The following is a 20,519-nucleotide window of genomic DNA, read 5'->3' as shown; positions in this document are numbered from 1 at the left end:
CTGTGCGAGCAGGGCGGGTGCGGCGATTGCGATTCGGGCCCTCGGGCTGGACCGTCGGGGGGCAAATAGCGGGCATTGGCCGCGCTTCCCAGATTTAAAAGGGACCCGAATGAGCTATCGTCTCGGCGTCGATGTCGGCGGCACTTTCACCGATTTGTTGTTGTTCGACGAACAGTCGAGCGCGTTTTGGCGGCACAAGACGCCGTCGACGCCGCACGACAGTTCGGAAGGCATATTGACCGGCGTCGATGCGATCTGCGCGGCGGCGGGGATCACGCCCGCCGATGTGCGGCTGTTCCTCCACGGCACGACGGTCGCGACCAATGCGGTGCTGGAGGGCAAGGGCGCGCGCGTCGGGCTGGTCGTGACGCAGGGCTATCGCCAGATGATGCAGATCGCCCGCAGCTTCGTGCCGGGCGGGCTGGCCGGGTGGATCGTGTGGCCCAAGCCGACGCCGCTCGCCGCGCTGGAGGATACGGTGGAAATCGCCGGGCGGATGGACGCGCGCGGCAATGAGGTCCGCCCCGTCGATGACGCCGACATCCGCGCCGCGCTGGAAACGCTGAAGGCGCAGGGCGTGGAGGCGCTGACGATCAGCCTGATGAACGCCTATCTCAACGGCGCGCACGAACTTCGCGTCGCCGAACTTGCGGCGGAAATCCTGCCCGGCGTGCCGGTGTCGCTGAGCCATGTCGTGCTGCCCGAGATGCAGGAATATGAGCGGACGCTGACCACCGTCGCCAACGCCGCCGTGCGCCCGATCGTCGGCCGCTATGTCCGCAACCTGCGCGACAAGCTGCGCGGCGCGGGGATGGCCGGGCGGCTGTCGCTGCTGCGCTCCGATGGCGGGTTGATGTCGTCGGAGAAATCGGAGGAGCATCCGGTGTCGCTGCTGATGTCGGGCCCGGCAGGCGGCGTGACCGGCGCGATCTGGGTGGGCAAGAATGCCGGCCTCAAGAACATCCTGACGCTCGACGTCGGCGGCACCTCGACCGACGTGGCGCTGATCGAGAATCTCGCGGCGCGGCGGGTGCGGACGACCGAGGTGGGGCATCTGTCCGTCCGCGCCTCCGCGCTCGACGTGAAGACCGTGGGTGCGGGCGGCGGATCGATTGCCTATGTCCCCGAATTGACCAAGGCGCTGCGCGTCGGCCCGCAATCGGCGGGCGCGGTGCCGGGGCCGGTCGCCTATGGCAAGGGCGGCACGCTGCCGACCGTGACCGACGCCAATGTCGTGCTGGGGTATCTGCCCGAATCGCTGCTCGGCGGTACGTTCACGCTGGATCGTGAGGGTGCGAAGAGGGCCGTGCAGACCATCGCCGACGCGCTGGGTATCGACCTGTTCGCCGCCGCGCGCGGGATCATCGACATTGTGAACGAGAATATGTTCGGCGCGCTGCGCATGATCTCGGTCCAGCAGGGTTATGACCCGCGCGACTTCGCGCTGATGGGCTTTGGCGGGGCGGGGCCGCTGCACGTCAACGCCGTCGCCCGCCTGATGGGAAGCTGGCCCGCCGTCTCGCCGGTCAGCCCCGGCGTGCTGTGCGCGCTGGGCGACGCCACCACGCGGATGCGGACCGAGACGGCGCGCAGCTTCTCGCGGCTGGCGGGGGAGACCTCGCTCGATGCGCTGATCGCGATATTGGAGGACATGTCGGTCCAGACGCGCCGCGAACTTGCCGAGGAGGGTGTGGCCGAGGACGAAGTGACGGTGACGTTCGAAGTCGATGTCCGCTATGCGGGGCAGGCGTTCGAAGTGCCGATGGAAGTGACGCTCGACGACCTGCGCGCCAACGGCATCGCCTGGCTGACCGGGCGCTTCGATACCGAGCATAAACGGCTGTTCACCTTCAACATGGACAGCGATCATGAGATCGTGAACCTGCGCGCAGTGGCGATGGGCGTCGCCCCCGATCTGCCCGCCGCAGCCCTGCCGCAGGGCGATGGCGACCCGGCACAGGCCAAGCTGCGCGATCACGAGCTGTGGATGGACGGGCAGATGCGCCCGGCGGTGATCTATGCGCGCGATCGGCTGGAGGCGGGGGACGTGATCCCCGGCCCGGCGATCGTGATCGAGATGGATTCCACCACCCTGATCGAAAGCGGCTGCGTCGCCACCGTCGACGCCGTCGGCAACATCCTGATCACCCTCGCCTGAGGCCCACACCATGTCCGCACAGATCGTCCAGACCAACGATACGCCGTTCGCCACCGTCGCGATCGATCCCGTCACGCTCGACATCATCGAGAATGCGCTGCGCAACGCCCGCGTCGAAATGGACGCCACGCTGGTTCGCACCGCGATGTCGCCCGGCATCCGCGAACAGGGCGACGCTTTCCCGCTGATCGCCGATCACAAGGGGCGGATGATCGTCGGCCAGTTCGGCAGCTATATCGGCCCGTTCCTCGACGGGTATGAAGGCACGGTCGAGGAGGGGGACATGATCCTGCTGTCCGACCCCTATTCGGTGGAGGGTGCGATCAGCCATTGCAACGACTGGCTGGTGCTGTTGCCGGTGTTCAAGGATGGGCGGTTGATCGCCTATACCTCGATGTTCGGGCACCAGTCGGATATTGGCGGCAAGGTGGCGGGGTCGATGCCGATCGACGCGACCTCGATCTTTCAGGAAGGCGTGCGCATCCCGCCGGTGAAAATCTACAAGCGCGGCGCGTATAATGCCGATCTCGTCGCGCTGATCCTGCATCAGGTGCGGACGCCCGATTGGTGCAAGGCCGATCTGAACGCGCTGATCGCATCGTGCCGGGTCGCGGCGCGGCGCGTGGTCGAGATGGCGGAGCGCTTCGGCGACGACGTGCTCGTCTCGGCGTGCGAGGAACTGCTGGCGCGCAACCACCGCGCGATGCAGACGCTGATCGGCAATGCGATCAGCGAGGATAAGGTCAGCTTCGAAGATTATATCTGCGACGACGGCATGGGCTATGGCCCGTACAAGATCAAATGCACGATGTGGCGCGAGAATGGCCGCGTCGTGCTCGATTTTGACGGCACCGATCCGCAGAGCAAGGCATCGATCAACTTCCTGCTGAACGAGAACATGATGCGCATGTTCTTCGGCATCTACATGATCATGGTCTTCGATCCGCAGATCCTGTTCAACGACGGCTATTACGACCTGATCGACGTGCGGATTCCCGAAGGATCGCTGCTCAAGCCGCGCTTTCCCGCCGCGCTGTCGGGGCGGACGCACGCGCTGGGGCGGTTGTTCGACATCATGGGCGGGCTGCTGGGGCAGAAGACGCCGGAGTTCCTCAACGCCGCCGGTTTCTCGTCGAGCCCGCATCTGTTCTACTCGGGCACCGACCGGAACGGCCAGTATTTCCAGCTCTTCCAGATCGGCTTTGGCGGGATTCCGGGGCGGCCGCTGGGCGACGGGCCGGACGGGCATTCGCTGTGGCCGGGCTTTACCAATGTGCCCAACGAGTTCCTAGAACGCTATTTCCCGCTGCGGATCGAGCGGTACGAGACGATCCCCGATTCGGGTGGCGCGGGGCTGCACCGTGGCGGCAACGGCATCCTGATGGCGTATCGCTTCCTCGAGCCGGGCGTGATCGCGATCCACGACGATCGCTGGTTCGTGCCGCCCTGGGGCGTCAACGGCGGCGCGCCCGGCGCCCGCGCGCGCAAGATCCTGGAAAAGGCCGACGGCACGCGCAGCGTGGTGGGCAACAAGGTCGAGGACCTCGCGGTCGAGCGCGACGACGTGTTGCACTTCATCACCTGGGGCGGCGGCGGCTGGGGCGATCCCTATGACCGCGACCCGGCGCTGGTCGCGAAGGAAATCGTGCAGGGGCTGGTCACGCGCGAGGGCGCCCGCGCTTACGGCGTGGTGATCGCCGACGATGGCAGCGTCGATGCGGCGGCGACCGAGGCGCTGCGCACCGAGCTGCGCAGCGCGCGCGGCGAAATCCAGGTGTTCGATTTCGGCGCGGAGATCGAGGCACTGCGCAGCCGCTGCCTCGCCGAAACCGGGCTGGAGCCGCCCAAGGCGCCGGTGTGGCGGGCGGAGCCGCTTGCCGAAGCCGCCGAATAAAGACCCCGGAATGGATGCCCCGAAGCCCGCGCCGCGCACGCTGTACGAGAAATTGTGGGATGCGCATGTCGTCGCCCCGCTCGATGCCGACAGCGCGCTGCTCCATATCGATCGGCAGTTGCTCCACGAAGTGAGCAGCCCGCAGGCCTTTGCCGAGATCGAGGGCAAGGGGCTGGCGGTCGCGCGCCCCGCCGCGCATCTGGGGCTGGCCGACCATGCCGTGCCGACGCGCAACCGCGACCGGCCGATCGCCGATCCCAAGGCGCGGGCACAGGTGGCGCTGCATGCCGAGAATTGCGCGCGGCACGGGATCGACTATCTGTCGCTCGACGATGCGCGGCAGGGGATCGTCCATATCGTCGGCCCCGAACAGGGCTTTACGCTGCCCGGCATCACGTTGGTCTGCGGCGACAGCCATACCGCGACGCACGGCGCGTTCGGCGCGCTGGCGTTCGGGATCGGCACCAGCGAATGCGCCTGTGTGCTGGCGACGGGGGTGCTGCCGCAGCGCAAGGCGCGGACGATGGCGGTGGAACTGCGCGGACGGCTGGGCGATGGGGTGGGGGCCAAGGACGTGATCCTGGCGCTGATCGCGCGCATCGGCGCATCGGGCGCTGCGGGGCACGCGATCGAGTATCGCGGCGCGGCGGTTGCGGCGATGTCGATGGAGGCGCGGATGACGCTGTGCAACATGAGCATCGAGGCGGGATCGCGCACCGGGCTGATCGCGCCCGACGCGACGACGCTCGCCTATGTCGAGGGGCGCCCACGCGCGCCCAAGGGGGCGGACTGGACGCGCGCCGCCGCCTATTGGCGGACGCTTTCCACCGATGCCGGGGCGGCGTTCGACCGCGTGGAGACGTTCGACGTCTCGCGGCTCGCACCGATGGTGACATGGGGCACCAGCCCCGATCAGGGGATCGCCATCGACGCCGGAATCCCCGCGCCGGCGACCGTCAAGGACCGGCAGGCGCTGGACTATATGGGGCTGACCGCCGGGCAGAGGCTCGCGGGGACGCCGATCGACGCGGTGTTTATCGGAAGCTGTACCAACAGCCGGATCGAGGATTTGCGCGCCGCCGCCGCGGTGGTGCGCGGGCGCCGGGTTGCGGCGGGCGTGCAGGCGCTGGTCGTCCCCGGATCGGGGCTGATCAAGCGGCAGGCGGAGGAGGAGGGGCTGGACCGGGTGTTCACCGATGCCGGCTTTTCGTGGCGCGATGCGGGCTGTTCGCTGTGCGTCGCGATGAACGACGATCGGCTGGCCAGCGGCACGCGCTGCGCCTCCACTTCCAACCGCAATTTCGAAGGGCGGCAGGGCGCGGGGGCGCGCACCCACCTGATGAGCCCGGCCATGGCGGCGGCGGCGGCAGTGACCGGGCGCATCGTCGACGTGCGGACGCTGGGCTGAGCGCATGGAACCCTTCACCACGCTGAACTCGGTTGCGGCACCGCTGCCGGTGGCCGATATCGACACCGACATCCTGTTCCCCGCGCGCTTCCTGTTGATCACCGGCAAGGATGGGCTGGGGCGATACGCCTTTCACGACTGGCGGTTCGATGCCGAGGGGCGCGAGCTGGATTTCGTCCTGTCGCGCGCGCCCTGGGACCGGGCGCGGATACTCGTCACCGGCGCCAATTTCGGCTGCGGATCGAGTCGCGAGCACGCGCCCTGGGCGCTGCACGCGCTCGGGATACGCTGCGTCATCGCGCCCAGCTTCGGCGAGATATTCCAGGGCAATTGCTTCAAGAACGGGATGTTGCCGATCACGCTGGGCAGCGAACCCCATAAGCGGTTGCTGGCCGAAGCGGAGGCGGGGCGCGCGCTTACCGTCGATCTGCCCGCCGGCGCGATCCGGCTGGCCGACGGCGCGGCGATCGGCTTCGACGTCCCCCCGCGCCAGCGCGACTCGCTGGTCAATGGCTGGGATGAGATCGACTTGATCCGCGCCCGCCACGCCGACGCGATCCGCGCGTTCCAGCTTCACCAACAAGCGGTCCAGCCCTGGCTGTGGACCGCCGACACACAGGAACCGAACCATGGCTAATCCGATCGTCCGCCAGAAGCTGGAAAGCGGCACCTTCTTCGTCGCGCCGGGCATTCAGGACATGATCACCGCCGCGATCGCCAACCATGTCGGCGTCGATATCGTCTATGGCACCGGCTATTGGATGACTGCCTCTGCCTATGGCCTGCCCGATGCGGGGATCGCGACCTTCACCCAGATGCTGGACCGGATGGCGACGTTGGTGCGCAGTTCGGACGGCGCGGTGATCGCGGACGCCGATACCGGCTATGGCGGGCTGCTCAACGTCCACCACACCGTACGCGGCTATGAGGAAGCGGGGGTCACCGCGATCCAGATCGAGGATCAGGAATTCCCCAAGAAATGCGGCCACACGCCGTTCAAGCGAGTGATTTCGACCGACGACATGGTCGAGAAGATCAAGGTCGCCTGCGCCGCGCGGCGCGAGCCCGACACGCTGATCCTGGCGCGCACCGATGCCCGCGCGGGCGAGGGGTTCGACGCGATGCTTGCGCGCTGCCACGCCTATCGCGCGGCGGGGGCCGATGTGATCTTCCCCGAGGCATTGCACAGCGTGGAGGAAATGCGGATTGCCTGCGAGGCGATCGAGGCGCCGTGCATGGCCAATATGGCCAATGGCGGCGTCACGCCGATGCTGAGCGCGGCGGAGATGGAGGAGATCGGCTATGCCTTTGCGATCTTCCCGTCGATGACCAGCCTGATCTCCGCCGCCGCGATCGAAACCGCGCTGCGCCGGATGAAGACCGAGGGCCACCCCCAGCCCGAGGGAATCCCGATGTTCGATTTCAAGCAGTTCTGCTCGCTGATCGGCTTCGACGATGTCTGGGCGTTCGAGAAGCAATGGGCGCGCGACTGAGGTGATGGGCTGGACGTGCGGTAAGCGTGCGTCCGGTCTGAAAATCGCTTTCCTGCGAAGGCTGGAATCCAGGGTTACGGGCGGTGTGCCTGCGACCCTGGGCTCCCGCTTTCATGCAGGGGAATCGCAAATGAGAGAACACCGTCATCCTGACGAAAGTCAGGATCCATTCGGTGCTCCGTCTGCGCTTTACTGTCCAGCGGAGCTGATAAATGGATCCCAGCCTGCGCTGGGATGACAGCGTCTATGGTTGCCCCATGCCACCCCTGCGCCTTCGCGGGGGAACTGCCCGCTACCGCCCGAAGCTGCGGCGATAGTTGCGCAGGAACAGCAGCGACAGCAGCGCGAAGCCGCCGGGGACCAGCGAATAGAGCAGCAGGATCGCGCGGATCGCCTCCGGGCTCTGGACGATCGCGCCGTGCGTGGAGGATTGCAGCCCCATCGCGCTGAGCAGCACGCCGCCCAGCGCCGGGCCGACCGCGAAGGCCAGCTTCTCGGTCGCGGTGAAGATACCCGCCAGCGCACCGTCGGCCGGTGTCGCCTCATTCTCGCGGCCATGGTTGATCGTGTCGGTCAGCATCGAGATGGCGAGCAGTACGAAGCCCGAGTTGAACACCCCGATCACCAGCCCGCGCACCAGCACCAGCATTTCTTCGACCGGCATCGCGCCCATCAGCGGCACCGTGACGGTATCGGTCCCGGCGCTGCCGACCAGATACCAGCTAAAGGTGACCAGGGTCCAACCCAGCGTCGCCACCACGAACATCGGCAGCTTGCCGTAGCGGGCGGAGGTCTTCATCCATAGCGGCTGGCTGAGCAGCCCCGACACGCTCATCGCGATGATGAATGCCGGCAGCAGCGTGATGTTGCCGATCGGATAGAGGAACACCAGCCCGACCACCGAATAGCCGCATGCCTGCGCCAGTGTCAGGACGAATTGCATGCCGGTGAGCAGGCGGAACGGGCGGTTGCGCGCGGCGATCCGCATCTGGGCGAGCAGGCTGATCGGGCCAGCGGTGACCGTGCTGGCGCGGAACCGCCAGAAGCCCAGCGCGGTGGCGGCCATCGAGACGCACAGGATCGCCCCGAGGATCAGCCCCATGCCGCGCCATCCGGTCTCGCCCCCGCCCATCCAGAATACGAGCGGCTGCGCGACGCCGACGCCGAGCAGGACGCCTGCGATCGTGAAGACCATGCGATAGACCAGGATGCGCGTCCGCTCGTTCGCATCCTCCGACAATTCGGCGGCAAGCGCGAGATAGGGGACGGAAAACGCGCTGAACCCGGTCGATGCGAGCAGGAACACCAGGCAGATCACCGCCGCCGCGACATTGGGCGAGGAATATTCGGTATAGGCGAACAACAGCGCGAAGCCGAGCGAAGCGGCCAGCGCCCCTGCGAGCAGGAACGGCGCACGCCCCCGGCGCGGCTCGACTCGGTCGGACAGATTGCCCATCAGCGGGTCGCACACGATCACCCACAGCTTTGGCAACAGCACCACCAGCCCGGCCAGCCAGGCGGGGATGCCCAGCATCGTGATCATGAACACCGGCAACAGCACGGCGGGGGTGTCGCGAAACACCTGCCCGCCCATCTGGCCGACGCCGTAGAAGAGCTTCGTAGCGAAGGGGACGGGTTGGCCGGTGGCCGGGCTGTGCTGCATAGGGGTTCCTTTTGCGGTGCAGCAGATTGGAATCAAGCGGCGGACGCCATAATAGGCGAGCGATTGTTCGCAGGGCGGATAGTGTCGCGCGGGGCGGCGGATCGCGCGGGCGCCGACGATACGAGCGATAGTCAGCCAACAGGAGCGGCCCATCATGTCCGAAGCCACCCATCCGCCCGTCAGCGCAGAGACGCGCGCCTTTCTCGATTCGCGGCTCGACCTGCTGATCGGCGGCACCGCGCGCGCGGCGGAGGATGGCGCGACGCTGGCGACGCACGATCCCGCGACCGGCGCGCTGCTGGCGGATGTGGCGATGGGCGGGGCGCGGGATGTGGACCTGGCGGTTACGGCGGCGCGGCGTGCGTTCGAGGGGCCGTGGTCGCGGCTGTCGGGGTTCGAGCGCGCGCGGCTGCTGCGCAGGCTGGCCTTGCTGGTCGAGGCGAACGCGGTCGTGCTGGCCGAACTCGACGTGCTCGACAACGGGATGCCGCGCTTCATCGCCGACCTGACCGTGCGCAACGCCGTTGAGATGTTCGACTATTATGCCGGTTGGGCCGAGCGGATCGAGGGGATCACCACCGAGCCGCCCGCGCATGTCCGCGCGATGGGCGAGGCGCTGACCTATACCACGCGCGAGGCGATCGGCGTGGTCGGGCAGATCGTGCCGTGGAACGTGCCGCTGTCGATGGCGTGCCTGAAGCTGGCGCCGGCGCTGGCGGCGGGCTGTACGGTGGTGTTGAAGCCTGCGGAGGAAACGCCGCTCTCCGCGCTGCTGCTCGGGCGGCTGGTGCTGGAGGCGGGGTTTCCGGAAGGGGTGGTCAATATCGTCAATGGCGATGGTGCGGTGGCGGGCGCGGCGCTGGTCACGCATCCCGATGTCGACAAGATCGCCTTCACCGGATCGACCGAAGTGGGCAAGATCATCATCCGCGCGGCGGCGGACACGCTGAAGAAGCTGTCGCTCGAACTGGGCGGCAAATCGCCGGTAGTGGTGTTCGACGATGCCGACATGGACCTGGCGATCCCCGGCGTCGCGATGGCGACCTTCTTCCTCCAGGGTCAGAACTGCATGGCCGGGACTCGCATCTTCGTACACGAGCGCATCCATGACCGCTTCGTCGCCGGGCTCGCCGATTTCGTCGGCGGGATGGCGATGGGGCACGGGATGGACCCGGCGACGCAGGTCGGCCCGCTGATCTCGGCGAAGCAGCGCGCGCGCGTCGAGGCGTTCATCGACGAGGCGCCGGGCGAGGGCGCGACGCTGGTTGCGGGCGGAACGCGAGTCGAGGGGCCGGGGCATTTCGTCGCGCCGACGATCTTCACCGACACGACCCCGGCGATGCGCGTGGTGCGGGAAGAAGTCTTTGGCCCGGTGATGGCGATCCAGCGCTTCGGCACCGACGATCTGGACGCGATCGCGCGCCAGGCGAATGACAGCGTCTTCGGCCTGTCGGGCAGCGTCTGGACCCGCGACCTGTCCACTGCGCACCGGATGGCGTCGCGCATCCGATCGGGGCATGTCTCGGTCAACTGCCATGGCGCGGTGGGCTCGAACATCCCGTTCGGCGGGTTCAAGCAATCGGGATGGGGCCGCGAATTCGGGCGCGAGGGGCTGGACCTCTATCTGGAAACCAAGGCGATCACCGTGAAGCTTTAAGGCACGCTGGCAAGAAAGGCGGCGACGGCGTCGGCCCAGGCGGCCGGCTGCTGGTCGACAATGTCGATGCCGCCGCCTTCCAGCGAATGCCACGCGAAATCAGGCCGGAGCGCGCGGGCGCGGTGGGCGTGGTCGTGGATCATGTCGCCGGTGTTGGTCAGGATCAGCGTGGGCTGGCGGATCGCCAGCAGCGTGGGCTCCATCCGATAGTGGAACGCGGCGTGGTGGCCGTGCCAATAGGGCGACTGGCCGACCAGCGCCTGCACGACATACTCGCTCAGCCGATCGACCGACACCGTGCCCGCCGCGAGCCGATCGCGGGTGTTGAAGATGTCCACCATGTGCGCCGCGCCCGGGGCGGGGACGAGACCCAGCTCGCGTTGGTGCAGCCCGGTCTGGAAGCCCGCGCGATCGGCATCGTCGAACAGCGCCGGGCCGTTGAGCACCACCGCACGCACCCGATCCGGAAAGCGCACCGCCGCCTCCGCCGAGACCAGCGCGCCGGTATGGTGCCCGCCGACCGTGGCGGTGGCGATGCCCAGTGCGTCGAGCACTGCGGGCACGACCGCGGCATAATCCTCGACCGTGGGCGCGCCGCCGACTTCGTCGGACATGCCGAACCCGGGCATGTCGATGCCGATCGCCTCGAACCCGCGCGCCGCCAGTTCGGGATAGACGAAGTCGAACTGGTTCGACGTCATCGGCGCCTGATGGAGCAGCACGATCGGCGCGCCGCTGCCCAGGCGGCGATAATGGATTTGGCCGAACGGTCCATCGGCATAGCCGCGGCGGGGAAGGGGCATGGCGGTCCTCGGTCGAATTGGGTCTCCAAGCGTAGCCGCGCCCACCGCCACGACCGCAACTGTGCTCGAAAGTGATCGTGGAGCGGTCAAACGGCGCCGCACCGTTGCGAAGCCCGCCCCGCGCCGCATCACCGACCGGTTGAATGGAGTAGCAGGCGTTATGGCGACGATCGGGACGAAAATGGTAGAGAACGATCTGACCGCGCGGCAGATTTTCGAACAGGTAATGGCCGACCCCGCACGCCCGCGCTTCGGCTTCGGCAACAAGCTGGCGGTCATCAACATCGACTTCCAGAACGCCTATACCCGCATCGACGAATTTCCGACCGCGTTCGAGGCGGACCCGCGCCAGATTGAATATGTGAACCGGATTTCAGGGCTGGCGCGCGATCGGGGGATGCCGGTGATCTGGACGCACGTCGCCTATATGGGCAACGCCGCCGATGCCGGCATCTGGAAGGAACGGACGACCACCCCCGAAAGCGTGCAGAACATCCGCTACGGATCGCGGCGCCACGATTTCGACGAGCGGTGCGAAATCGATCCGTCGAGCGACGTGATCTACGACAAGCGCATGCCCTCGGCCTTTTTCGAAACGCCGCTGCCCAGCCTGCTGGTGCGGCACCAGGTCGATACCGTGGTCATCACCGGCGGCTCGACTTCGGGCTGCATCCGCGCGACTGCGGTCGATTCGCTCAGCCGCGGCTATCGCACGATCGTCCCGATCGAGACCTGCGCCGATCGCCATGCGAGCTTCCACTACGCAAACCTCACCGACCTCCAGCTCAAATATGCCGATGTCGAATCGGTGCAGGTCGTGATCGACTGGCTGAGCCAAAGCTGATTCGCCCCGCCTTCATGCGTGCGACGCAACCGCGGCGCTTTCCGTTGCACTTGTAAAACGTCGCATTCTCTCGCTGTTTGATCGCCTGGCGGTCATTCCGACAAAAAACGGAGGGCGATCGTCGAAAAGGGGCATGATCCGGGCATGGAAAAAGGCGTTCCTATCCGATCGTTGAGCAGGGGCATTGCCGTGCTCCAGGCGATCAATCGCGGACAGTCGCTGTCGATGATGGAAATCGCGCGCACGTCGGAGGTGCCGTACCCGACCGCGTGCCGCATCGTGCAGACGCTGTTGCACGAAGGGCTGATCGAGCGCGAGCCGTCGCGCAAACGCTATCGCCCCACCGCGCTCACCCAGACGCTCGCGCATGGTTTCCAGGGGCACGCGCATCTGGTGAAGACCGCGCGCGCGCATCTGGTCGACCTCACCCGATCGATGGGGTGGCCGGTGTCGATTTCGACGCATGTCGGCAATTCGATGGTGATCCGCGATTCGACGCACGCGCTGACCGCGCTGACCTTCAGCAACTATTATCCCGGCTACGCGCTGCCGGTGCTCGAATGCGCGTCGGGGCTCGTCTATCTCTCGCACATGCCGGGCGAGGAAAGGGCGAGCATCCTCCACACGCTCAAGCTTATGGACCGCGATCGCTCGCGGCACATCATCCACCTGCTGGAGCATGAGGGGCTGGCCGAACAGATCCGCAGCCAGGGCTATGCCACGCGCGGCAACAACCAGTTCACGCACAATCCGGGCAAGACCTCGTCGATCGCGGTGCCGCTGTTCGATGAAGGCCGGGTGGCGGGCGCGCTGACGCTGGCGTTCTTCGCTGCGGCGACCAAGATGGACAATGCCGTCCAGCAGTTCGTCGAGCCGCTCCGCGCGGCGGCGCGCGCCATATCCGATGACCTTGCCCGGCTGGACAAGGCCGCGTGAGCGTCAGGCGGGCGCGTCGATAAGCCGAATGGTCGCGGTCGCCGCGCCTTCGCGATGCGCCTTTGCCGCGCCATATTCGGGCGAATCGAGATATCCGCGCGCCGATGCCATATCGGGGAAGCGCGTTACCACCACGCGCTCCTGCGGGTCGCCGCTGCCCTCGACGAAATCGGTGACGATGCCCTTTACCACCGCTTCGCCGCCAAAACGCTCGGCAAGGCCGGCGATGCCGCGGGCATATTCGGCGAACGGCGCGGGATCGGTGATGGTCACGGTCGCGACCAGATATGCTGCCATGCAATGTCTCCTTGCCCGTCTTCTAGCCCGAGTGGGGCGCAGCAGGGTGCGGCTCCGCCAGTTTCTCCACCTGTCGAAGAATGCGGCGCCCGCGCTGTTCGCGAACGCCCCGGCGCGCCAGAGCCCCGGCATCGCAACGCAAGGGCAGGAAGCAAGATGACCGACTCGCTGGGCTATCGGATGAAGTACGCGGTGGTCGCCCCGTCGACCAATACCAGCGTCCAACCCGAATATGACGACATGCGCCCGCGCGGCGTCACCAACCATTTCTCGCGCATCTCGATCCCCGACACGACCGTCACGTCGGACGAAGGCTTTATGGAGATGCTCAACAATATCCGCGAGGCGACCATGGACGCCGTGGATGTCAGCATGTCGATGGAGCCCGGCTGCGTCATCATGGGGATGTCGGCGGAAACCTTCTGGGACGGCGCCGAGGGGGCCGAGCGGCTGCACCGGCGGATGCTGGAGCGCACCGGCGGCGTGCCGGTGATCATGGGCTCCACCGCGGTCGACGCGGCGATCAAGGCCTATTCGAGCGTCGTCGGCGAGATCCGCCGCATCGGCATCCTCACCCCCTATATGCCCGTCGGCGACGCCAATGTGCGCAAGTTCTTCGAGGATCAGGGCTATGAGGTCGTCAACCTGGTCGGCCTGCAATCGCCCTCGCCGATGCGGATCGCGCATGAGGGCAAGCAGAAGCTCAAGAACGCCGCGATCCAGGTCTCCGAAGGTGTCGACGCCGTGATCCAGTGCGGCACCAACCTGGCCTTTGCCGAAGTCGCCGCGATGGCCGAATTCTGGCTGGAAAAGCCCGTCATCGCGATCAACACCGCAACCTATTGGCACGCGCTGCGCACCATGGGCATCACCGACCAGAAGGACGGCTTCGGTCGCCTGCTCGCCGAGTTTTGAAGGAACCTGCGTTCGATGGAATATGATTATGTCCCGCTTCCCGCGCGCCGGCCGCTGGTGTGGCCCAACGGCGCGCGGGTCGCGCTGATCCTGACGTTCAACCTCGAAACGTGGGACCTCACCAAGGATACGACCAAGCCCTATTATGCCGGCGGCCCGGCGATCCTGCCCGATACGCTGCCCGGCGATACGCCCGATTTCCCCAACTATAGCTGGCGCGAATATGGCCAGCGGGTCGGCATCTGGCGGCTGATCGAGCTGTTCGACAAACTGGGCGTCCGCGCGAGCTGCACCACCAACGCCGTGACGTTCGAACGGCGCAAGGCGATGACCGACGCGGTGCTGGAGCGTGGATGGGAATTGCTCGCGCACAATTGGGAACAGGGCGAGCTGCTGACCGACTTCGCCAAGGACCCGGCGCGCGAGCGCGAGATCGTGCTGCGCACCCTCGACGCCTATGAACGCCATGTCGGGCGCAAGGCAAAGGGCTGGCTGTCGTCGTCGCTGCGCAGCACGTTGCAGACCGCCGACATCCTCGCCGAATATGGCTGCACCTTTTACTGCGACATCATGAACGACGATCAGCCATTCCTGATCCGCACCCCCAGCGGCCCGATCGTCGCCACGCCCTATTCGAACGAAATCAACGATTTCACCTTCATCACGCGCAAGAACTACACCACCGACCAGTTTCGCGACGCGCTGATCGAGGAACTCGACGTGCTGTACGAGGAAGGCGCGGTGACCGGGCGGATCATGAATGTCGGGCTGCACCCGCACGTTTCGGGCCGGGCGCACCGGGTCCGCGCGCTGCGCGAATTCATCCAGCACGCCCAGAGCCTGCCGGGCGTGTGGTTCGCGACGCGCGCGGAGATTGCCGACTGGTATCTCCAGAACCATGAGAGCCATATTCCGGGGCAGCTCGGCTGATGGCGACGGACCTGGACCGCGACTATGCCGCCGCCGGTTTCGGCGGGCGGCTGGAAATGGGGCGCAGGCCGGCGCTGCTGATCGTCGATGTGGTGATGGCGTATCTCGACCCGCAATCGCCGCTCTATGCCGGCGTCGAGAGCGCGCTTGCGTCGAACGAGCGGCTCGCGGCGGCGGCGCGGGCGGCGGGGGTGCCGGTGATCTTCACCAATGTGGTGTATGAGCCCGGCGGGATCGACGGCGGCGTGTTCTTTCGCAAAGTGCCGGCGCTGCGGGCATTCGCGCGCGGATCGGTCGACGGGCGCTTCCCGGACACGCTCCAGCCCGAGCCGGGCGAACTGGTCGTGTCGAAGCAATATCCCTCGGCGTTTTTCGGTACCTCGCTCGCCTCGACACTGCACGCGGCGGGGTTCGACACGCTGTTTGTCACCGGCTTCTCGACCTCGGGCTGCGTGCGCGCGACGGCGCTGGACGCGCTGTGCCACGGCTTCGTGCCGTTTGTGGTACGCGAGGCGTGCGGCGACCGCGACGCTCGCCCGCACGAACAGAACCTGTTCGACATGGCCGCGAAGATGGCGGAGGTCGTCAGCGAGGACGAGGCGATCGCGCTGATGCAGCGCGGGCGGGGCTGAGGGCGCGAGCTCTCACCCCGCGCCGGGTAGCGTCGAGGCGCGCGCCAGCAACTGCCCGTCGAACGCGATCGGCAGCGTCGGCAGCCGGGTCTCGGTGCCGTCGGGCAGAGTGACGGACTCCAGCGCGCCGGTCGCGGCAAGGTGTGGGTCGTCGAACATATCTTCGGGCCGCCCGATCGGCGCGAAGGGAAGGCCGCTGCCGTCCAGCCGCGCGATCACTTCGGCGCGGGTGAACTGCGCCATCAGCGCGCGGATCTGCGGCAGGATGCGGTCGCGCTGGCGCACGCGGTCGTTGTTGCGGCGCAGGCTCTCGTCCGCCCAGAGATCGTCGAGCGCGAAGATCCGGCAGAAGCTCTCCCACAGCGCATCGGTCACGACGCCGATGAACACCGGATCGTCGCGGGTTTCGAACACGTCATAGATCGCCCAGGCCGAAATGCGCGCGGGCATCGGGTTGGCGGCGGTGCCGGTGACCGCGAGCTGCGCCATATGCTGCCCGACCAGATAGACCGTGGTTTCGAACAGCGAGGTCTGGATCAGCGCCCCCTTGCCGGTGCGGTGACGCTCCTCCAGCGCGGCGAGGACGCCGATCACGCCGAACATTCCCCCCGCCACGTCGATCACGCTCGAGCCTGCGCGCAGCGGGCGTCCCGGCGGGCCGGTCATATAGGCGAGCCCGCCCATCATCTGCGCGACTTCGTCCAGCGCGGTCCGGTTCTCGTACGGGCCGGGCAGGAAGCCCTTGGCCGAGCAATAGATCAGTCGGGGATTGTCCTGTTCGAGCGCGTCATAGCCCAACCCCAGCCGGTCGAGCGCGCCGGGGCGGAAATTCTCGACCAATATGTCGGCCTTCACCGCCAGCGCGCGCGCGGTCGCGCGGCCCTCGGGCGATTTCAGGTCGAGCGCGATGCTGCCCTTGTGCCGGTTGTACATCGGGAAATAGCCCGCGCCCGACCCCAGCAGCGTGCGCGTCTTGTCGCCGCCGAGCGGCTCGACGCGGGTGACTTCGGCGCCCAGCGCGGCGAAGATCGCACCCGCCGCCGGCCCCATCACCATATGGGTGAACTCGATGACCTTCAGGCCCGCGAGCGGTGCCGGGACGCTCATGCCGAACCCGTCCCGATAGCTTCGAGCATGAATACAAGGGCGACCTTGCTGATAGGTACGCGCGTCATCGTGCAGCCTCGTCGAGATAAATCCAGGGCCGCGCCATGCGGTCGCGGTCGTGGAAGGCGGAGATCAGGGCGTGCTGCTTCAGCGTCAGGTCGATCGCATCCACCCCTTCGAGCAGCATTGTCCGCGCTTCGGCTTCGAGCGCGAAGTCCCAGCCGGTGCCGTCGGCCAGCGACACGCGGAGCGCGCGCAGGTCCACCGTCACCGGGCCGGGGGCGGCTTCGGCGATCTGCGTGACTGCGTCAGGGGACAGCACCACGGGGACGATGCCGTTGCGGATGCAGTTGCCGAAGAAGATCGGCGCGAAGCCCGGCGCAATCACGGCGCGAAAGCCATATTCGGCAAGCGCCCACACCGCATGTTCGCGGCTGGACCCGCACCCGAAATTGGCGCCGCCGACCAGGATCTGCGCAGCGGCGAAATCGGGCTGGTTGAGCACGAAGCCGGGATCGGGCGCGCGGCTGTCGGGCGAGCGGTAGCGCCACGCCGCGAACAGCCCTTCGGCCAGCCCGGTGCGCGCGGTGCTCTTCATCTCGCGCGAAGGGATGATCGCATCGGTATCGACATTGTCGCGCAGCAACGGCGCGGCGACAGCGGTGAGCGTGGTGAAGGGCGTCATTGCGTCACCGCGCGCGGATCGGCGATGTGTCCCGCGAGCGCGCTGGCGGCCACGGTCTCGGGGCTGGCGATATGGGTGCGGATGCCGGGCCCCTGCCGCCCTTCGAAATTGCGGTTGGTCGAGGATATGACGCGCGATCCGGGGGCAAAGCTCTCGCCCCCGGCATAGAAGCACATCGAACAGCCGCTTTCCCGCCATTCGAACCCGGCATCGAGGAAGATGCGGTCGAGCCCCTCCGCCTCTGCCGCGCGCTTGACCGCGCTCGATCCGGGGACGCACAGCGCCCTCAGCCCCGGCGCGATCCGGCGGCCCTGCAACAGCGCGGCGGCGCGGCGCAGGTCGGAGAGGCGGCCGTTGGTGCAGCTTCCGATGAACGCCGCGTCGATGGCGAGGCCCAGCAGCGGCTGGCCGGGGCGAAGGTCCATATAGGCGAGCGCGCGGTCGGGCGCGGCTTCGGGCACCGTGCCCGAGATCGGGGCGCTATGCTCGGGCGAGGTGCCCCAACTCACCATCGGCTCGATGGTCGCGGCGTCGATGGCGATATAGGCATCGAACACGGCCCCCGGATCGCTCGCCAGCGTCCGCCATGCGGCCACGGCGGCATCGAACGCCCTCCCTGCAGGCGCGTAGCGGCGGCCCCGCAGCCAGTCGAAGGTGCGCGCGTCGGGCGCGATCATCCCCGTCATGGCGGAAAACTCGGTTGCCATGTTGCACAGCGTCATCCGCGCTTCCATGTCGAGCGCGGTGACGGCGCTGCCCGTAAACTCGATCGCATGGCCCTTGCCGCTTCCCGCACCGTGGCGGGCGATCAGCGCGAGGATCATGTCCTTCGGCGTCACGCCCGGCGAAAGCGCGCCGGTGAAGGCGACGCGCATCGTGCGCGGGCGGGCGATGCGCAGCGTGCCGGTGGCCATCGCATGTTCGGCCTCCGACGTGCCGATCCCCCAGGCCAGCGCCCCGAATGCGCCCTGGGTACAGGTGTGGCTGTCGGGCGCGACCAAAGTGCAGCCGGGCAGGACGACGCCCAGTTCGGGCGAGATGACGTGGGTGATGCCCTGATCCGCGTCGGTCACGTCGAACAGCGTGATCCCCGCCGCGCGTGCTGCCGCCCGCGTCTCCGTGATGAACGCCTGCCCGCCGGGCATCAGCGTGCGGTCGTCGCGGCCCGGGCGGGTGTCGACGATATGGTCCATGACGCAGAACACTCGCGCCGGATCGAGGATCGGGCGTCCGGCGGCGGCAAGGCTGTTGAGCGCCGCCGCGCCGGTGCGTTCGTGCAGGAAGACGCGATCGATCGCGACCAGCGCCGATCCCGCGTCGAGCGGGGCGATGACGTGCGCGTCCCAGATCTTGTCGAACAGGGTGCGGGGGCGGGACAGCGTAACTCTCCAAATAGCGGCGATATGTGAGGCGGGGCTTTGGTCGATGCGGCGGGCGGGCGACCAGGCAGCTGGCCCGTTTGGCCGTTGGACGGATAGTTTTTGCGGTCAGCGACCGGGGGCCGCGCAATCTGGCGGCCCAGATGACCGCGCGGCCCCCTCAGCCCTCGCGCAGCTCCGCGCTGACCTCGGCGAGCGGCTTTTCGTCGATCCGCATCGACTCCATGTCCTGCTGCACCCCGCGCATGATCCGCGCGATATAGTCCTTGGTCAGCACGCTGCGCTGGTACGCGGCGTCGGGATCGGGGCGATAGGCGTCGATGTCGGCGCGGTCGATCGTGCCCTTCGCGTCGAGCAGCCGCTCGACCGTGTCCAGCCGCTCGCGCAGCACCGATACTTCGCCCGCCACTGCGAGCAGGATCGACAGCATCCGTTCGGACGTCGGATCGCCCAGGAAATCGGGGCGCTTCCCCTTGGCGCGGGCACCGGCGCGGGCGATCCAGTCGATGTCGTCGGTCATGCTGCGGGCTTCCATGCGCCATAGGCGTTCCAGACCGCGGTGCGGCCATAATCCTCTTCCTCGGGCGCGGGTGCATCGGGGAAGATCGATCGGTCGGCGACGGCGCGCACCCCGGTCACGAACTGGCATTCGCGGGGCAGCCCGGCATCGGCCATGATCTGTTTCAGGTCGAGCGCGTGCATCGCCGACCAGAAGGGCTCGTTGTTGTTGAACGCATCCCAGTCGCGCAGGAATTGTTCGAACAGCGGCATTTTGGGCGTATATTGCGGCTGCTCCAGATGGAACATCAGCCCGCCGGGGGCGAGCACGCGCACGCCCTCCGCGACGATGCGGGGCAGCGCCTTTCCCGACAGTTCGTGCAGGTACATCGTCGTCTGCACCCAGTCGAAATGCCCTTCGGGGAAGCGCGCCATATCCTCGGCATCCATCTGGACGAAGCGGAGGGTGTGCGCGCCCAGCGCCTGCGCGCGGGCATGGCCATAGCGCAGCACCGGCGCGGCGGTGTCGATCGCGATGACCTCGGCATCGGGAAAGGCTAGCGCGAGCGGCACGATATTGTGCCCGATCGTGGCGCCCAGATCGAGGATGCGGCGCGGCGTCCAGCCGGGGCGTTCGCGCTTGATCCATTCCACCAGCGCCTGCCCGCCGCCATCGGACAGCGCGCCGAGCTGGCCGCCGGTGGTGGCGAACAGTCCGCTGTCGTAATTGGCGCCGGCGGAGACGTCGCCGGGGCGCTCCTCGCCATGATAGCTGCCGGGCATACAATGGATGTCGACCGCACCCTGATAGCGGGGCACCGCGACCGACGGGTCCAGCTCCAGCGTGTCGCGGCCCTCATTAAACTGGCGCGCCTTTGCATCGAGCGTGTCGATCTGGCGCAGCACGATCGCGCGCCCGTTCTGCTGGCGCATCTCCATCGAATTGCGGCGACAGGCGGACCAGAGGCGGTGCCACGGATCGCGGTTCATCGCGTGGCGCACTTCGAACCGGTCGGCGGGCTCGCGGCCATGCTCGGCGCGGAACGCGGGCAGGACGCGGGTTTCGTAGGCGAGCTTGTTGCCCGCAGCGACGGTGCCCGACAGGTATTTGTTGAAGTTCGCCAGGAAGTTGTAGCGCGCCGCCTCGTCATGCGAGGGGACCGGGAATATCGGGTGCTGGGTGACGGCGGTATAGGGGGGCGGGACGTCCTGTTTCATCG

General features: G+C 67.4%; 19 protein-coding genes. 11 read left to right on the top strand and 8 right to left on the bottom strand.

The window, feature by feature from the left end:
• The first annotated feature begins 109 nt into the window (after positions 1 to 109).
• The 5 genes from TS85_RS14950 to TS85_RS14930 are packed head-to-tail and all read left to right on the top strand — an operon-like array spanning position 110 to position 6,953.
• A complete protein-coding gene (locus TS85_RS14950; RefSeq protein WP_044333258.1) occupies positions 110 to 2,158 on the top strand; it encodes a hydantoinase/oxoprolinase family protein in 2,049 nt (682 codons plus the stop codon).
• A gap of 10 nt (positions 2,159 to 2,168) precedes the next feature.
• Positions 2,169 to 4,052 carry a hydantoinase B/oxoprolinase family protein gene (locus TS85_RS14945; RefSeq protein ID WP_044333256.1) on the top strand — a complete coding sequence of 628 codons (1,884 nt, stop codon included), beginning with the start codon at positions 2,169 to 2,171 and terminating at the stop codon, positions 4,050 to 4,052.
• 10 nt (positions 4,053 to 4,062) lie between these two features.
• Complete coding sequence (gene leuC, locus TS85_RS14940; protein ID WP_044333254.1) at positions 4,063 to 5,460, top strand: 3-isopropylmalate dehydratase large subunit; 1,398 nt, start codon at positions 4,063 to 4,065, stop codon at positions 5,458 to 5,460.
• Positions 5,461 to 5,464: 4 nt separating this feature from the next.
• The gene (gene leuD / locus TS85_RS14935; protein ID WP_044333252.1) at positions 5,465 to 6,097 is read left to right on the top strand and encodes a 3-isopropylmalate dehydratase small subunit; all 633 of its coding nucleotides are present in this window, start codon (positions 5,465 to 5,467) and stop codon (positions 6,095 to 6,097) included.
• The gene (locus tag TS85_RS14930) at positions 6,090 to 6,953 is read left to right on the top strand and encodes an isocitrate lyase/PEP mutase family protein (protein ID WP_044333250.1); all 864 of its coding nucleotides are present in this window, start codon (positions 6,090 to 6,092) and stop codon (positions 6,951 to 6,953) included. The genes leuD (TS85_RS14935) and TS85_RS14930 overlap by 8 nt, the downstream gene beginning before the upstream one ends.
• A 292-nt stretch (positions 6,954 to 7,245) precedes the next feature.
• Here TS85_RS14930 and TS85_RS14925 read toward each other — a convergent pair whose 3' ends face one another.
• A complete protein-coding gene (locus TS85_RS14925) occupies positions 7,246 to 8,616 on the bottom strand; it encodes an MFS transporter (protein WP_044333248.1) in 1,371 nt (456 codons plus the stop codon).
• A 154-nt stretch (positions 8,617 to 8,770) separates the two neighbouring features.
• On the opposite strand from TS85_RS14925, the gene TS85_RS14920 reads away from it, so the two are divergent.
• Complete coding sequence (locus tag TS85_RS14920; RefSeq protein WP_044333246.1) at positions 8,771 to 10,273, top strand: aldehyde dehydrogenase family protein; 1,503 nt, start codon at positions 8,771 to 8,773, stop codon at positions 10,271 to 10,273.
• On the opposite strand, the gene TS85_RS14915 is transcribed toward TS85_RS14920, so the two are convergent.
• Positions 10,270 to 11,076 (bottom strand): alpha/beta fold hydrolase, encoded by an 807-nt coding sequence (locus TS85_RS14915; protein WP_044333244.1) that lies wholly within the window; start codon positions 11,074 to 11,076, stop codon positions 10,270 to 10,272. The genes TS85_RS14920 and TS85_RS14915 overlap by 4 nt on opposite strands.
• Positions 11,077 to 11,236: 160 nt before the next feature.
• Here TS85_RS14915 and TS85_RS14910 point away from each other — a divergent pair, with 160 nt between their 5' ends.
• Both TS85_RS14910 and TS85_RS14905 read left to right on the top strand, forming a co-directional pair.
• Positions 11,237 to 11,920: an isochorismatase family protein gene (locus tag TS85_RS14910; RefSeq protein WP_173426237.1), complete on the top strand. Its 684-nt coding sequence runs from the start codon at positions 11,237 to 11,239 to the stop codon at positions 11,918 to 11,920.
• Between the two features lie 171 nt (positions 11,921 to 12,091).
• Positions 12,092 to 12,856 carry an IclR family transcriptional regulator domain-containing protein gene (locus TS85_RS14905; protein WP_265102096.1) on the top strand — a complete coding sequence of 255 codons (765 nt, stop codon included), beginning with the start codon at positions 12,092 to 12,094 and terminating at the stop codon, positions 12,854 to 12,856.
• A gap of 3 nt (positions 12,857 to 12,859) precedes the next feature.
• Here the strand turns inward: TS85_RS14905 and TS85_RS25775 are convergent, their stop codons facing one another.
• Positions 12,860 to 13,153 carry a DUF1330 domain-containing protein gene (locus TS85_RS25775; protein WP_044333240.1) on the bottom strand — a complete coding sequence of 98 codons (294 nt, stop codon included), beginning with the start codon at positions 13,151 to 13,153 and terminating at the stop codon, positions 12,860 to 12,862.
• A gap of 156 nt (positions 13,154 to 13,309) precedes the next feature.
• Between TS85_RS25775 and TS85_RS14895 the strand changes: the two genes are divergently transcribed.
• The 3 genes from TS85_RS14895 to TS85_RS14885 are packed head-to-tail and all read left to right on the top strand — an operon-like array spanning position 13,310 to position 15,630.
• On the top strand, positions 13,310 to 14,068 hold the full coding sequence (locus TS85_RS14895; RefSeq protein WP_044333237.1) for a maleate cis-trans isomerase family protein: 759 nt from the start codon (positions 13,310 to 13,312) through the stop codon (positions 14,066 to 14,068).
• 15 nt (positions 14,069 to 14,083) lie between these two features.
• Positions 14,084 to 14,998, top strand: a complete 915-nt coding sequence (locus TS85_RS14890; RefSeq protein WP_044333235.1) for a polysaccharide deacetylase family protein — start codon at positions 14,084 to 14,086, stop codon at positions 14,996 to 14,998.
• On the top strand, positions 14,998 to 15,630 hold the full coding sequence (locus TS85_RS14885) for an isochorismatase family protein (protein WP_044333233.1): 633 nt from the start codon (positions 14,998 to 15,000) through the stop codon (positions 15,628 to 15,630). The genes TS85_RS14890 and TS85_RS14885 overlap by 1 nt, the downstream gene beginning before the upstream one ends.
• 12 nt (positions 15,631 to 15,642) lie before the next feature.
• Here the strand turns inward: TS85_RS14885 and TS85_RS14880 are convergent, their stop codons facing one another.
• The 5 genes from TS85_RS14880 to TS85_RS14860 all read right to left on the bottom strand — a co-directional run bounded on the left by TS85_RS14880 (position 15,643) and on the right by TS85_RS14860 (position 20,517).
• The gene (locus TS85_RS14880; protein WP_044333231.1) at positions 15,643 to 16,737 is read right to left on the bottom strand and encodes a CaiB/BaiF CoA transferase family protein; all 1,095 of its coding nucleotides are present in this window, start codon (positions 16,735 to 16,737) and stop codon (positions 15,643 to 15,645) included.
• Between the two features lie 64 nt (positions 16,738 to 16,801).
• Positions 16,802 to 17,422, bottom strand: coding sequence for a 3-isopropylmalate dehydratase small subunit (gene leuD, locus TS85_RS14875; protein WP_044333229.1), 621 nt, complete (start codon positions 17,420 to 17,422; stop codon positions 16,802 to 16,804).
• Positions 17,419 to 18,801, bottom strand: coding sequence for a 3-isopropylmalate dehydratase large subunit (locus TS85_RS14870; protein ID WP_044333227.1), 1,383 nt, complete (start codon positions 18,799 to 18,801; stop codon positions 17,419 to 17,421). Before TS85_RS14870 ends, leuD (TS85_RS14875) begins: the two co-directional genes overlap by 4 nt.
• A 160-nt stretch (positions 18,802 to 18,961) precedes the next feature.
• Positions 18,962 to 19,321, bottom strand: coding sequence for a hypothetical protein (locus TS85_RS14865; RefSeq protein ID WP_044336366.1), 360 nt, complete (start codon positions 19,319 to 19,321; stop codon positions 18,962 to 18,964).
• Entirely contained in the window at positions 19,318 to 20,517 is a 1,200-nt protein-coding gene (locus TS85_RS14860) for a class I SAM-dependent methyltransferase (RefSeq protein WP_044333226.1), read from the bottom strand. Before TS85_RS14860 ends, TS85_RS14865 begins: the two co-directional genes overlap by 4 nt.
• Positions 20,518 to 20,519: the final 2 nt, after the last annotated feature.

It is taken from the genome of Sphingomonas hengshuiensis (assembly GCF_000935025.1).
Lineage (GTDB): Bacteria > Pseudomonadota > Alphaproteobacteria > Sphingomonadales > Sphingomonadaceae > Sphingomonas > Sphingomonas hengshuiensis.
This window is presented reverse-complemented; position numbering and strand designations above follow the sequence as displayed.